The organism is Micromonospora rifamycinica, assembly GCF_900090265.1.
GTDB lineage: Bacteria > Actinomycetota > Actinomycetes > Mycobacteriales > Micromonosporaceae > Micromonospora > Micromonospora rifamycinica.
In genome coordinates, this window is the sequence record NZ_LT607752.1 from 6,647,757 (window position 1) to 6,660,995 (window position 13,239).

General features: G+C 74.5%; 9 protein-coding genes, 1 tRNA gene and 2 pseudogenes. 3 read left to right on the forward strand and 9 right to left on the reverse strand.

The features are described 5' to 3' along the window. Positions 1 to 13: 13 nt before the first annotated feature. The 6 genes and pseudogenes from GA0070623_RS28200 to GA0070623_RS31590 all read right to left on the reverse strand — a co-directional run. On the reverse strand, positions 14 to 2,338 hold the full coding sequence (locus tag GA0070623_RS28200) for a DUF3488 and transglutaminase-like domain-containing protein (RefSeq protein ID WP_067314233.1): 2,325 nt from the start codon (positions 2,336 to 2,338) through the stop codon (positions 14 to 16). Next, positions 2,314 to 3,474: a DUF58 domain-containing protein gene (locus GA0070623_RS28205; RefSeq protein WP_067314231.1), complete on the reverse strand. Its 1,161-nt coding sequence runs from the start codon at positions 3,472 to 3,474 to the stop codon at positions 2,314 to 2,316. Before GA0070623_RS28205 ends, GA0070623_RS28200 begins: the two co-directional genes overlap by 25 nt. Positions 3,475 to 3,484: 10 nt before the next feature. After that, positions 3,485 to 4,483 carry an AAA family ATPase gene (locus GA0070623_RS28210; RefSeq protein WP_067314238.1) on the reverse strand — a complete coding sequence of 333 codons (999 nt, stop codon included), beginning with the start codon at positions 4,481 to 4,483 and terminating at the stop codon, positions 3,485 to 3,487. A gap of 35 nt (positions 4,484 to 4,518) precedes the next feature. Further along, the gene (locus GA0070623_RS28215) at positions 4,519 to 7,143 is read right to left on the reverse strand and encodes a fibronectin type III domain-containing protein (protein ID WP_067314229.1); all 2,625 of its coding nucleotides are present in this window, start codon (positions 7,141 to 7,143) and stop codon (positions 4,519 to 4,521) included. Between the two features lie 185 nt (positions 7,144 to 7,328). Continuing rightward, positions 7,329 to 7,739 carry a fibronectin type III domain-containing protein gene (locus tag GA0070623_RS30500; protein WP_067314227.1) on the reverse strand — a complete coding sequence of 137 codons (411 nt, stop codon included), beginning with the start codon at positions 7,737 to 7,739 and terminating at the stop codon, positions 7,329 to 7,331. Positions 7,740 to 10,034: 2,295 nt separating this feature from the next. Then, a pseudogene (locus GA0070623_RS31590) lies at positions 10,035 to 10,334 on the reverse strand (hypothetical protein); the annotation flags it as partial. A gap of 93 nt (positions 10,335 to 10,427) precedes the next feature. On the opposite strand from GA0070623_RS31590, the gene GA0070623_RS28225 reads away from it, so the two are divergent. The 3 genes from GA0070623_RS28225 (at position 10,428) to GA0070623_RS28235 (ending at position 11,600) form a co-directional block, all read left to right on the forward strand. Then, positions 10,428 to 10,511, forward strand: a tRNA-Leu gene (locus GA0070623_RS28225). 116 nt (positions 10,512 to 10,627) lie between these two features. Continuing rightward, positions 10,628 to 11,119, forward strand: a complete 492-nt coding sequence (locus GA0070623_RS31235; protein ID WP_231932575.1) for an SAM-dependent methyltransferase — start codon at positions 10,628 to 10,630, stop codon at positions 11,117 to 11,119. 46 nt (positions 11,120 to 11,165) lie between these two features. Further along, positions 11,166 to 11,600: a hypothetical protein gene (locus GA0070623_RS28235; protein WP_089004210.1), complete on the forward strand. Its 435-nt coding sequence runs from the start codon at positions 11,166 to 11,168 to the stop codon at positions 11,598 to 11,600. A gap of 122 nt (positions 11,601 to 11,722) precedes the next feature. Here the strand turns inward: GA0070623_RS28235 and GA0070623_RS28240 are convergent, their stop codons facing one another. From GA0070623_RS28240 to GA0070623_RS31745, 3 genes and pseudogenes are all read right to left on the reverse strand, one after another. Next, complete coding sequence (locus GA0070623_RS28240) at positions 11,723 to 12,037, reverse strand: FG-GAP repeat domain-containing protein (RefSeq protein ID WP_157746998.1); 315 nt, start codon at positions 12,035 to 12,037, stop codon at positions 11,723 to 11,725. A gap of 45 nt (positions 12,038 to 12,082) precedes the next feature. Then, positions 12,083 to 12,229: pseudogene (locus tag GA0070623_RS31740) on the reverse strand (hypothetical protein); the annotation flags it as partial. Positions 12,230 to 12,247: 18 nt separating this feature from the next. Then, the gene (locus GA0070623_RS31745; protein ID WP_089004212.1) at positions 12,248 to 13,099 is read right to left on the reverse strand and encodes a DDE-type integrase/transposase/recombinase; all 852 of its coding nucleotides are present in this window, start codon (positions 13,097 to 13,099) and stop codon (positions 12,248 to 12,250) included. Positions 13,100 to 13,239: the final 140 nt, after the last annotated feature.

The following is a 13,239-nucleotide window of genomic DNA, read 5'->3' on the forward strand; positions in this document are numbered from 1 at the left end:
TGCCGGGCAGGGGTCAGCGGGGCCAGCGCAGCGGGCCGGGCCGCACCGACCAGAGCAGCCGCCGCCAGCGGGGGCGGGCCGCCCGCAGCGCCGTCGCGTACCCCTCGGCGAGACCCCGGGCCCGGTCGGCCTGGGCGTCGGTCAGCGTGCCCGGGGCGAAGGCCGCCTGGTTGAGCAGCCCGGCCAGCTCCGTCAGCGTCGTCTCCTCCCCGGCCCGCCCGGAGTCCTCGGCGAGTGCCCGCCCGGCCAGCTCGGCCACCTCGGTCGCGGAGAGCTGCCCGCCGACCGGCCGCCCCGACAGGCGCAGCGCGTCGGTGGTGTGCCGCCACGCGCCGCCCACCCGGGTCGCCGGATCCCCCCGGGTCAACCGGGTCCGGGTCTGCGCCCGACGGCGCCCGACCAGCACCCCCAGCACCACCCCGACCAGCAGCAACCCGGCGGCACCGGCCCCCAGCCAAACCGGGACCGGACCGGTGCGTTCGGCGGCGACCCGGCCCGGACCGGCCACCGCCGGTGGGGTGGCCGGCAGGGTCGCGGTCGGCTCGGGCACCTCCGACGGCGGTGGACTCGGCGCGGCCGGCCGGAAGTCCTCCTCCACCGGGCGGGGCGCGCTGTCCGGCCGGGGCAGCGGGTCGAACGGCACCCACCCCACCCCGGTGAAGAGCACCTCCGGCCAGGCGTAGGCGTCGGCGGCCCGGACCGGCCCGTCCCCCCGGGCGGTGAACCCCACCACCACCCGGGTCGGCAGGCCGGTCAACCGGCCCAGCACCGCGAAGGCGGCGGCGAACTGCTCCGAGGTGCCCCGCTGACCGCCGCCGTTACGCGGCCCGAACAGGAAGAACTCCAGATTCGGGTACGCGTGCCCGCTCGGCGCGTCCGCCACCAGCCGGTAGTGCTCGGCGAGGAACTGCTCCACCGCCGCCGCCCGCGCGTACGGGGCGCCGTTGTCCTCGGCGAGCTGGGCGGCGAGCCGGCGCAGCGGCTCCGGTACCCCGTCGGCCACCCGCAGCACCCGGGCCACCTGCGCACCGGCCGGCACGTCGGCGGTGCCGAGCAGGTTCGCGTCCGGCCGCTCCCGCGCCGAGGTGACCGAGTACGTCAACCCCGGCACCAGCCCCTCCGGCCGGATCAGCGTCCCGCTCTGCGGGTCGTACGCCACCCGGGCGCCGTCGACCGTACGGGGGGTGGCCACCGCCGGGAGCAGTCGACCGGTCAACCCGGCCACGGTGATCTCCTGCCGGACGGTGTCCACCGTCCCGGTGCCCGGTTCCCCGGCCGGGAGCACCCGACCGGCGGTGCGGTAGGTCGCCCCCACCCGCCAGGTGACCCCGTCGTAGTCGCTGAGCACCGCCAGCCGGATCGTGGTCGGCCCGTCCGCCGGGGGGCGGGTCGACACGTCCAGCAGCTTCTGCTGCGGTTCCAGCGCCCACCCGGAGATCCGGATCAGCGGGTTCTCGTCCAGCGACTCCACCCGGGGCGGCGGCACGTAGCGACGCGGGTCCACCGGCCGCTCGTCGACCCGTCCGGCGAGGGCCGGGCCGAGCAGGGCGGCCGCCGCCACCACCAGCGCCACCCCGGCGGCGGAGACCGTGGCGGCCCGGAGCCGGACGGCGGCCCGCAGGGCCGGGGCCAGCCCGGCGGCCGGGTCCGGGCCGGGGGCGCGTGCCGTGGCCAGGGCCACCGCGACCAGCCCGGCGAAGACGACCGACGCCCCGACCGCCGGTGCCGCGTTCGGGCCGACCACGTAGACCACGGCGATGTAGAGCGCGGTGGCCGGCAGGAACCCGAGCAGCACCCGCCCGGCCCGCAACGCCACCTCGGCGCCGGCCAGCCCGGCCAGCCAGGCCGCGACCACCGGCAGCAGCACCGTGTCCGGTGCCGGCTCGACCGGGATCATCGCGGTGAGCAGCCGGGGAACCGCGTTGGCGGCGGCGTCGGCGGTCACGTCGAGGAAGCTGCCCGGCAGGTCGGCGCTGGTCGCGGCGAGCCGCACCGACCAGCCCGTCCAGCCGAGCATGGCGGACACCGACAGGGGCGCCACCAGCCAGGACGGCAGCCGGCGGGCGGCCACGCTGACCAGCACCGCGCCCAGGGCCGCACCGCACACCAGCCGGGTCAGCAGGTCACCGGCGTACACCCGGTTGAGCACCACCCCGGTCAGGCCGATGGCGGCGACCAGCGCCGTCGGCACCACGGCGGCGCGCAGCACCCGCCCCGGCAGCCCGCCGGCCGTCCGGCCCGGACCGCCGGCCGGGCCACTGTCGCCCGGCCCGCCGTCGCCCGTGCCGGTCCCGGCGGGCCGGTCGGTCACCGTCACCACCGGCGGACCGCGTCCCACGCGGCGGCGAAGGCCGCGCCGTCGGCCGCGTCGAGCACCACCGGCCCGGCCGCCGCCGGTGTCGGCCCGGCCGCCCCGAACATCCCCACCACCACCGACGGGTACGCCCCGCGCAGCGCGCCGACCCGCCCCAGGTCGTCCCGGCCGCCGGGGCCGGTGAGGAAGACCAGGGTGTCGCCGGGCCGCTCCCGGCGCAGCCGGGTCACCGCCGCGCCCAGCACCCCGTCGGGCGGGTCACCCGGACCGGTGCCGGTCAGGGCCACCGCGGCCAGCCGGTCCAGTGCCGGGTCGGTGGCCCGGTCGTCGGCCGGGTCGACCAGTAGCAGAACCACCGGCAGGTCCTGGCGGAACGCGGCCACCACCAGCGAGGCCGCCGCCTCGCAGGCCGCCTCGAACGACCCGGCCACCCCGTCCGCCCCGTCCGGGTGGGCGGTGGCCCGGTTGTCCAGCAGCACCACGATCCGGGGCAGGCTGGTGTCCACGTTCTCCCGCACCATCAGCTCACCCACCCGGGCGCTGGTCCGCCAGTGCACCCGGCGCAACTCGTCGCCGACCACGTACTCGCGTAACGAGTCGAAGGTGATCGACCCGTGCGGCACCCCGTCCACCCGGCCGTCCAGGCTGCGCCCCGCCCCGGTGGGCACCGCCGTCAACGGGAACACCCGGGGATGCACCCGGATCACCGTCGCCGACCCGTACGGGCGGGTCGCGGCGCACAGGCCCAACGGGTCGCGGCGGGTCACCCGCAGCGGCCCCACCGGCAACACCCCCCGTCGACGGGTCGGCACGTCGTACCCGCAGGTGGTGTCCCGGCCGGGGCGCAGCCGCAGCAACGGCACCGGCACCGGGCGGCCCGCGCAGCGGTCCTCGGCCAGCAGGCTGGTCACCCGCAACCGGCCGGCGTTGCGGACGGTCAGGGTCATCCGGGCCGGCTCGCCCACCGCCACCCGGTCCGGGTCGGCCTCGCGGGCGACCACCAGCCGGGGACGGCGGGCCGCGCCCAGCACCGCCTGCCCGACCGCCACCGCGCCCGCCGCCCCCAGCACGGTCAGCTCCGGGTACCCGAACCGCAGCCCGCTACCGAGCAGCGCGGTCGCGGCGACGAGCAGCCCGGTACCCCGGGTGGTGAGCCCCATCCCGGCCCGGTCAGCCGTGCGCCGGGGTCGACTGGCCCGACGGCAGCGGCACCGGCACCGACGCCACCGCCTGGCGCAGCACCTCGGCGGCGGTCACCCCGCGCACCTGCGCGTCGGCGGTGAGCAGCAGCCGATGGGCGAAGACCGGCTCGACGAGCGCCTTCAGGTCCTCCGGCATGATCCATCCCCGGCCGTCGATCAGCGCGTACGCGCAGGCCGCCCGGGTCAACGCGATCACCCCACGGGGGCTGACACCCACCCGTACCTGCGGGTGCTGGCGGGTGGCCGTGGCCAGCCGGACGGCGTACCCGTAGAGGGGTTCGGCGATGTGCACCCGGCGGGCCATCCGGACCATCTCCCCGACGGTGGCCGTGTCGGTGACCGGCTGCAACGAGTCGGGGGAGCGGACCGTCGCCCCGCGCAGCACCTCCACCTCGACCGCCTCGTCCGGGTACCCCACCGACAGCTTCACCAGGAACCTGTCCAGCTGGGCCTCGGGCAGCCGGTACGTGCCGTCCATCTCCACCGGGTTCTGGGTGGCGACCACCAGGAACGGCTGCGGCACCGGATGCCGGACACCGTCCACCGTGACCGTCCGCTCCTCCATCACCTCCAGCAGCGCCGACTGGGTCTTGGGCGAGGCCCGGTTGATCTCGTCGGCGATGACGATGTTGGCGAACACCGGCCCCGGATGGAACTCGAACCCCCGGGTGGCCTGGTTGAAGATCGTCACCCCGGAGACGTCCGAGGGGAGCAGGTCCGGGGTGAACTGGATCCGCCGCCACTGTCCCTGCACCGTCGCCGCGACCGCCCGCGCCAGCGTGGTCTTTCCCACCCCCGGCACGTCCTCCAGCAGCACGTGCCCCTGGGCGAACAGGGCGGTCAACGCCAACCGGACCACCTCCGGCTTGCCCAGCACGACCGCGTTGACGTTCTCGGCCAACCGGGCGGCCAGGGCGGCGAAACCCTGGACCTCCGGCTGGCTGAGCGGTTCGGGAGTGCTGTTCACGACGGCGGAGGGCTCCTCGGCTGGGATGACGGAGGTCAACAGGTGGGCAGCACGGCGATGTCGTCACCACCGGCCAGGTTGAGCCAGGCCCAGGGAATGTAGTTGCGCCCCTGGTAGTCGACCCGGACCCACCAGGTGCTCTGCTTCTGGTCGTTGTAGATCCAGGAATCGACGTTCTCGCCCTGCCGCCGACAGTACGCCCGCAGCCGGGTGCCCGGCTTCGCCCAGCCGACCTGCTTGTCGTCGTCCTGTCGGGGCACCGAGAACACCTCGTTGCCGTTGCGACCGTCCACATCGGCGTCACAGTAGGTGCGCTGGTCGCCGTCCGGGCCGTTGACACAGGTCGCCACCCCGTACAGCGGGTCGGTGGCCTGCGCCCGGGTGGCGGTGCCCCGACCGGCGGCGTTGCTGGCCGTCACCGTCACCGTGTACGACGTGCCCGGGGTCAGGCCGGTCACCCGCAGGCTGGCACAGCCGCCCGACGCGCTCTTCCCGCCGGTGGCGGCGGTGCAGGTCGGCTCCCCGCCACCGGCGTCCACGGTGAACCGCACCGTCACCGACGTCGCATCGGCCGACGACCCGGTCACCGTCACCCGGGGCGCCGCCACCGTACGCGCGGTGGCGGTGGCCTCCGGCCCCGGCCCGGCCTCGTTGACCGCCTTCACCCGGACCATCACGTTCTGCCCGTCGCCCAGCCCCGTCACCGTCGTGGCGGTGTCGGTCACCTCACTGGTCCGCCCGCCCACGTCGACCTGGTAACGGCTCACCGGCCGGCCGTTCGCCGCCGCCGGTGACCACTGCACCGTGATCGTGCCCGGCCGGTCGGCCACCGTGGCCGCCCGCAGCCCCGCCGGCTGGCCGGGAGCGGTGAACGGCACCACCGGGTCGCTGATCGGGGAGGCCGCCGAGGCGGCACCCCGGTCGTTGACCGCGGTCACCGTGAACGCGTACTGGGTGCCGTACGTCAGCTCACCGGCCGGGACCACCAGCTCGGTGCGCCGCGACTCGCCCACCGGGGCGTTCGCGCCGGCCGAGGTCGCGGTCACCGCGTACCGGGCGATGCGGTTGCCCTGCCCGTCGGCCGCCGGCCAGCGCACCAGGACCGTGCCGTCGGCGCGGGCCTGCGCGGTGACCCCGGCGGGTGGATCGGGCACCGCCGCGGTCGGGGTCACCGGGTTGCTGCGCCGGGCCGGACCGTCGCCCTTGGCGTTCACCGCGTGCACCGAGAACGTGTACGTCGAGCCGTTGGTCAGCCCGGTGATCTCCACCGCCCGCTGGTTGGCCCCCACCTCGTGCCGCTGACCGGCACCCTCCACCACGTACCGCAGCACCGCCGCGCCGTTCGCGGCCGCCGGCCGCCAGACCACCCGGGCCCGCGCGTCACCCGCCGTCGCGGTCACCTGCCGGGGCGCACCGGGCTTACCCACCTGGGGCTTCGGCGGTGGCGGCGGTGGCGGCGGGTCCGGCGGCGGATCCCCACCCAGCACGTCGTTGGCGTACTTGTCGACGGTGCGTACCCGGTGCGCGTCGTCGACCACCCGGGCGGTGGCCGCCCCCGGGGCGTTGATGAACAGGTGGTTCTCCCGCACCTCCAGCTCCCACGGGCCGGTGGCCCGGCCGGGCCGGATCGTCTCCACCAGCTGCCCGGCGGCGTCGAACGCGTAGACCGTGCCGGTCACCCCGTCGGCGCAGTAGAACCGGCCGGCCCAGGCGACCGCCGGCCCGACCCGGTCACCGCCGCCCGGCACCACGAACCGGGCGACCACCCGGCCGTCGTCCACGGCGAGCACCCGGCGGTCCCCGCCGATCGTCACCGGCACCACCGGGCCGCTCGTCCGCGCCGGCAGCGCGCCGCCGGCCGTCGCGCCGAGCGCGGTACGCCGGACCTGCCCGGACCGGACCGTCACCAGCGTGCCCGTGGTGCGGTCCAGCACCGCCACCCCGTCGTCCAGGGTGGACAACACCAGCTCGTGGTTCGGCTCGGCCACCGGACGGGTCTCGACCCGTTGCGGCCCCCGCCCCCCGGCCGCCCCCGACACCGGCCCGGACGGCAGGGCGGCGGCGGTGACCGCAGCGACGGTCCCCTCCGTCGGCACCGCGATCCACAACCGACCCCGACCGTCGAACGCACCGGCCGTGATGCCCGGCGGGAAGAGCACCGGATCACCCACCGGCACCAGCGAGCGGGGGTCGAGCTGCCGCACCACCCCGCGCACCGCGTCCACCACGAACGCGGCGTCGTCGTGCAGCACCACGTTGACCCCGAGGCCCGGCGTGGTGGGGGTGGTCGCGGTGATCTGCAGGGTGGCCAGGTCGAGCGCGCTCACCTGACCGGTCTCCAGGTCCCGTAGGACCAGCAGCCGGTCGGTCTGGGTGACCTGCACCGGGTGCTGCCGGGCGCCGGGGACCTCCTTGCGGGTGTCCACCCGGGCGGTGATCCCGTTGACCCGGGCCAGCTCGCTGCGGGTGCTGCTCCACAGCCAACTGCTGGCGTCGAAGCTGGCCAGCGCGTCCTCGGCGGCACCCCGACCGAGCAGGGTGAGCCCCAGCGCGGCCACCAGCGCGGTCACCGTGCCGACCGTGACCAGCCCGCCCCGTAACCGGGACCGCCGACGGGACGCGCCGACACCGGTCTTCGCGGCATCGTCGATGCTGGCCACAGCGGCTCGCCCTCCGTCCGGTGGCCGGGCGGCAGGCCGGGTGCCGGCCGTCCTGCCCTGAACCGTGGGACATCATATGGGCCGTCCCGGGACGAGGAAACCCGCACCGTTCCGAATCGGACACCCAGCGTGCCGGAGCCAGCCCGCTCCCCGCACCGTCGCGGTGCCGGTCGGCGTCGACCCGGTCAGCCGCTCCGCGACGGGCGGACCCGGTCGGTGCAGACCTGACCGGAGGTCGCGAACGCGTTCGTCGAGTAGACCGCCAGCACGGTGAAGCAGTAGTCCACCTCGGTGTTCAGCCCGTTGACCGTGAAACTGGTCTGTCCGGGGTCGACGGTCGCCATCACCCCGAGCGCCCGCCCGGTCCGTCCACCCGCGACCATGAACGGCACCGAACCGTTGCTCGGATCGGACCAGGTGACCGTGATGGTGGCGGCATCGTCACGCAGCTTCAGGTCGGCCGGCGGCGGCCCGGCCGTCCCCCCGGGCGCGGTACCTGTCGACTGTCCCGGATCGGTCGACTCGCGGCCCAGGATCAGCGCGCCGACCGTGCCCCCGACGGCCAGCACCACCACCACGCCCGCCACCACGGCCACCAGCCGACCCCGGCCCCGCGACCCGCCTGCCCGCCCCGGGGACGACAGCGGCAGCTCGCGGTCACCCGTGCCTGTCGGGCCGCCCGTGCCTGTCGGGCCGCCCGTGCCTGTCGGGCCGCCCGTGCCTGTCGGGCCGCCCGTGCCTGTCGGGCCGCCCGTGCCTGTCGGGCCGCCCGTGCCTGTCGGGCCGCCCGTGCCCGCTGGTTGGACCGTGCCCCAGGGGTCGCTGTTCCACGGCGGTGGCGCACCCGCCGGCAGCCGCCGGGGCGACGGCGGCCCCGCCGGATCGAGCGGCTCCACCACCGGCGGGCCGTCAACCGGGTACGCGGGTGGCGCGGCCGGAGAGGCCGGCGCTTCCGCCGCTGACCCGCTCACCCCGCGCGCCGACGGTCCGTCCACCGGCTGCCGGGGGGAGGCGGCAGGGGGCGCGCTCACCGGTTGCGCCGTCGTGGATGGCCGGTGCGGTACGGGCACCGCAACGGTCGGCGGAACCGGCACGTCGGTGCCGGTCGACCCACCGTACGTACCGGGTCGGTCCGGCGGCGGCGTCGGCGCGGCCGGCGTACCACTGCCCGGAACCGGGGGCACCGGAGGGACGCCCGCCGGTCCCGCCGCCCTGACCCGCGTGGGCAGCGTCGATGGTGCCGATGCCGGTGCCGCGCTCACGTGCGGGGGCGGCCCTGCGGCCCCTGCCGGTGGCGGCGGCGTGGCCGGTGCTGCCGGTGCTGCCGGTGGGGCTGGTGGAGCTGGTGTCGACGGGGTTTCCGCCGGCGGTGGTGTCGCCGTGCGTGGTGCCGCCGCTGCGAGCGGTGGTGCCGCTGCCGCCGGTGGCAGCACGCCCGCCGGTGTGGGTGCCGGCCCCGCTCTCGCCGGTGCCGCCGCCGGTGGTGTGGTCGGCGTTGGTACTGGCGTTTCCGCCGGTGGCGGCGGGATGGTGGCGTCCGGTGGTGGCATGCTCCGGGTCGGGTGCACTGCCGGTGCCGGGGGTGGTCCGTCGCCCGGGGCGGCGGTGGGCGGTGCGGCCGGGGGGTGGCCGTCGGGCAGCGTCCGCTGGTCTGCGTCGCCGTCCTGCTCCTCCAGCAACGGCCCGATCTGCCGTACCTGCACCGTCGGGCGGTCCCAGGTCCGCGCTGGTGGCGACCCGGCGACGAGTGGTACGGACGATGCCGGTGCCGGCGGCAGTGGTATCGGCGGTGGTGGTGCGGGCGGGGACGGGTCGTTCGGGGGAAGGGCCGGCACCCCACTGTCGAGAGGCGGTGCCAGCCCGGCCGGCAGCGCGATCGGCCGGGCCGGGCCGGAGGGCGAGCCGGCGGGAATCACGACCGGCCGCCCGTGCTGGGCCGGTGGGCCTGGTGGCATGGCGGTGGACCGTCCGTGCTGGGCCGGTGGGCCGGGTGGCAGCGCGGTCGGCCGCCCGTGCTGGGCCGGCGGGATGGCGGTTGGGTGGCCGTGCCGGGGTAAGGACGACCGCGCGGCCGACTCCCCGGGGCCGGACCGCTCGGGCGGTTTCGACGGTGCCTGATGGGAGGGCGGCTCCGGTTGGGGCGGTGCGGAGCGTGGCGGCTGGTCGTGTGGCGGCCGGAGGTGTGGCGGTGCCCAGGGCGAGGCGGCCGGTCCGCCGCCGGAGACCGGCGCGGACGGGGAGAACGGTGGTGCCGACCGCGGTCGGGGCGATTCCGCCGCCGGGGCGGAGTCCGGTGTCCGTTCCGGGGGAGTGGAGTACGGCGGCACTGCGAACGCCCCCGGGCTGGCGGGGCGCGGTGTGGGCAGCGGCGGTGCCTCGGACTGTGGCCCGGGTGACGCCGGTCGAGGGCGGGGCGCCCCGGGCCGGTGGGCGGTCGACCGGCCGTACATCTGCCGGGGCAACGGCACCCGGGGTTCGGCGTCGAGGAGGGGGTCGACCCGAGTGTCGCCCTGGCCCGGCACCGGTGGCGGGTGCACCTGCTGACCGGGGGAGTGCGGTGGGTCAGACGGGGCCGGCGGGGCAGCGGCCGGTGCGGGCGTCGCCGGCAGGGAACTCCCGGTAGGACCCGGCTGGTCCGCCGGGATGCCCAGGTACCGGCGGGCGGCCTGGACGGTGGGATGCTGCTCACCGAGCGCGGCGGGGCCGGCGGTCGCTACCCGGGTGTAGTTGCGGCGGGCCTCGTGGCGGTTGCCCAGCTCCTCGGCGACCCCGGCCAGGTCGAAGGCGAGGGCGAGCATCAGCGGGTCGGCCGGACTCCACCGCCGCTCGCCGGCCGCGTACGCCTCCTCCAGCACCCGACGGGCGGCGGCCGGTTCGTCGGCCTCCCGGTGCAGCCGCGCGAGCAGGTACAGCGCACCCATGACCTCCGGGTGGTCCTCACCGTAGGCGGGGCGGGCCGAGTCGATCGCGTCGGCGAGCAGCCGGCACGCCGCCGACAGGTCACCGGAGGAACGCAGGGCGAGCGCCCGGTGTCGGACTGCGGCGAGGGGTGCGGGTGCGGACACGCCACCCATGCTGCCGCCTGTACGGGTCCGGACGCTACCCACCCGATGATGCGCTCCGATGCAGGCTTCTGACCTGCGATGATCCAGTCCCCGTCCGACCGCCCGACGGTGATGTGCATGATCCATTCCGGCCGTGTACAGTAATGCCCCGTGCGGCCCACCAGGCCGGCTGACCGGGGTGAGAGACGCCGGAGCCGACCCGGTAGGCTGAACGGGCAAGTCCGGGTGGCGGAATGGCAGACGCGCTAGCTTGAGGTGCTAGTGCCCGTATAGGGCGTGGGGGTTCAAGTCCCCCCTCGGACACACTTTTGCAGCATCCCTGCTGTCTACGACGTACTGGTGGTGGGGCGCGCTTGACCACACTGATCTGATCTCCGTGTCGACGTCGGCTGGTCCCGCTTCGGGCGGGGGTGGTCGGCGTGGCTGACGTTGTGGTCGCTCCCGTCGTCCCGCCGGTTGTACTGGCTGGCCGGGGCAATTCGGGTGGTCGGTCTGACCGGGGTCTTCGTCGTCGGCCGTTGCCGCTTGCGGATCTTTCTTCCCCTCGTGTCGGCACCCTGGTCTATGGGGTGGCGGCGCTGGATGCCAGTGGTCGGATCGCCGACAGTGGGGTCGTTCGGGCGCTCGGTTGGGTGCCGGGCACCCGGTTGCAACATCCGTGGGGGTGCGTGCTCTGCACGGATCGGCAGTGCATCTTCACGGTGACCGGTGGTCAGGGTCATCTGCGGCTGGCGACGGCGAGGGTCGTGCACGGGGGCGACAGCCTCCTCGCCGACGCCCTGCCCGAACTGCAGGCTGACGTCGTCGTGGCGAACTTCCCGTTCGGCATTCACGACTGGGGCCACGACCGCCCCACCTACGACCCCCGCTCGGCCCTGCTTCGCCGAGGAAGTGGGATCGGGCTGAGGTGATAACTTTCCACCCTCGTTGCTACCAGTGTCGAGAAAGGACGTTTGGGTGACGGACGACCACTCCGGGGCTGAGTACGCCGCCGATGTGCCGAGGCGGCGACGCCGCTGGGTCAGCCTGGTGGTGGTGTCTCTTGTGCTGCTCGCTCTGGGAGGCGGTGGCGCGGCGGCGTACTGGGAGTTCGCTGACCGGAAGGACGAGGATCCGGGGGTGACCGCGTGTCGTTCGGCGGGGTTCGTGGTGCGGGTCGAGCAGGGTCAGGTTGCGCCTGCCGATGAGGTGCAGCGGGTGGCGGAGCTGTTTCAGCGTTCCGCTCATGAGGATCTGAAGTCCGCGGGGGTGACTGCGGTGGGCATGGTGCAACGGGTGCAGAGTCGTCGCGGTAGTGAGGAGGTACAGCACTTCGATCGGGTCACCTTGACCCGTGTTGTTCCCGGGCTCATTGCGGCCTGCGAGAATCACCAGGTCACCGTCAAGTCGTAGGGGCCGGGGCTGATCGCTGCGGTCGGACGCTTGTTGCGGCGAGAGACTCGCCTGTGGGTGGAGCCGACCTGGAGCGGTGTGGGCCGGGCACCCTATCGTCGGCCCGGCCCACACCCATGATCTCACCAGCCGGTGGCGATCTGGGTTCTCGCGCTGAGCAGTCCGTTGGTGGTGCCCGGGTAGAGGTATACGGTGCCGGTGGAGTTGTCCCGGGCGATGACGTCGGGTTTGCCGTCACGGTTGAAGTCGGTGAGGCCGAATGAGGTGAAGCTGCCCCAGCCGGTGCCGACCTGGCTGACGTTGTTGGGTGGGAAGTCGTACAGGTTGAGGATGCCGGTGCTGGTCAGTCTGGCGTACATGTCGGGTGTGCTGTCTCCGACGACGTTGGCGATGCCGAACGTGCTGTAGTTGGTGGACCAGCCTGTGTCGAGTTGCACCCGGGTTGCCTGACCGCCCTTCAGATCACCGGGATAGTTCCACATCTCGCCGGTCGCACCAGCGGCGATGATGTCTTGGTAGCCGTCGTGGTTGAAGTCAGCGATCCCGAACGGGGTGAACTGGTCCCCTTCGGCAACATCACCAAGCAGGTCGACACCCGCTACGAGCCGGCTACCACAGCAGAGACCCAGTGCTACCGGTACGACGCGCTACGCCAGCTCACCTCCGCCTGGACCGCCACCGACAACTGCACCCTCGCGCCGAGCGGCAGCAACCGCGGCATGGTCGGCAGCGGCATCAGCCCCGCCAGCGCCTACTGGACCGAGTGGACGGTAGACACCCTCGGTAACCGTCAGAACCAGAAGCAGTACTCGCTCAGCGGTGGCACGGACATCACCACCACCTACGCCTATGACGGCAACAGCAAGGGACAGCCGCACACCCTGACCAGCACGGCAACCAGCGGCGGCCTGACCGGTACCACCTCGTACACGTACGACAAGACCGGCAACATGGCCACCCGCAGCGCGGGTCAGGGCAACCAGACCCTGAGCTGGGACGAGGCTGCCCCTGTCGCTGTGAAAGATCACGTCGTCGACGGTGTCGCCCCGGCTCGCGGCGGCCATGTTCAGTGACGCCTCGACCAGGTCGGCGTCATGGTGAGCGAACATGGCGTAGCCCAGCAGCCGGCGGCTGAACAGGTCGATGACCGTAGCTAGATACAGTTTCCCCTGGTCAGTGACGATCTCGGTCATGTCGCCGCACCAGAGCAAGTCCGGTGCCGGAGCACCGAACTGCCGGCGGACCCGGTCCGGTGCCGCAGGCCGCTTGCCCTGCCGGGTCCGGCTACGGCGCCGTTTCGATGGGCGACCGGCCAGCCCGAGCGCGGCCATCCTGCGGGCGACGGTGTTCTCCCCGACCCGCCAGCCCGCGGCCTGCAAATCGAGGGTGACCTGCGGCGAGCCGTAGGTACCGCCGGAGGCGTCGAAGATCCGACGGATCTCGTCGTCGAGTTCGGCCCGGCGGGTCTGGGCGCCGGTGGGCTGCCGGTCATGCCACATGGATGACGCCTGATCGGATCAACACTCCCTCCTAGGATGATTTAGAGGGTGTGGAGGTGGCATCCTTTCAGGGCAGGCAATGCTTCACTACGCAACGCCTTATGTCAGAATTGCCCGGTTCGTATGTTAATACAACAGAG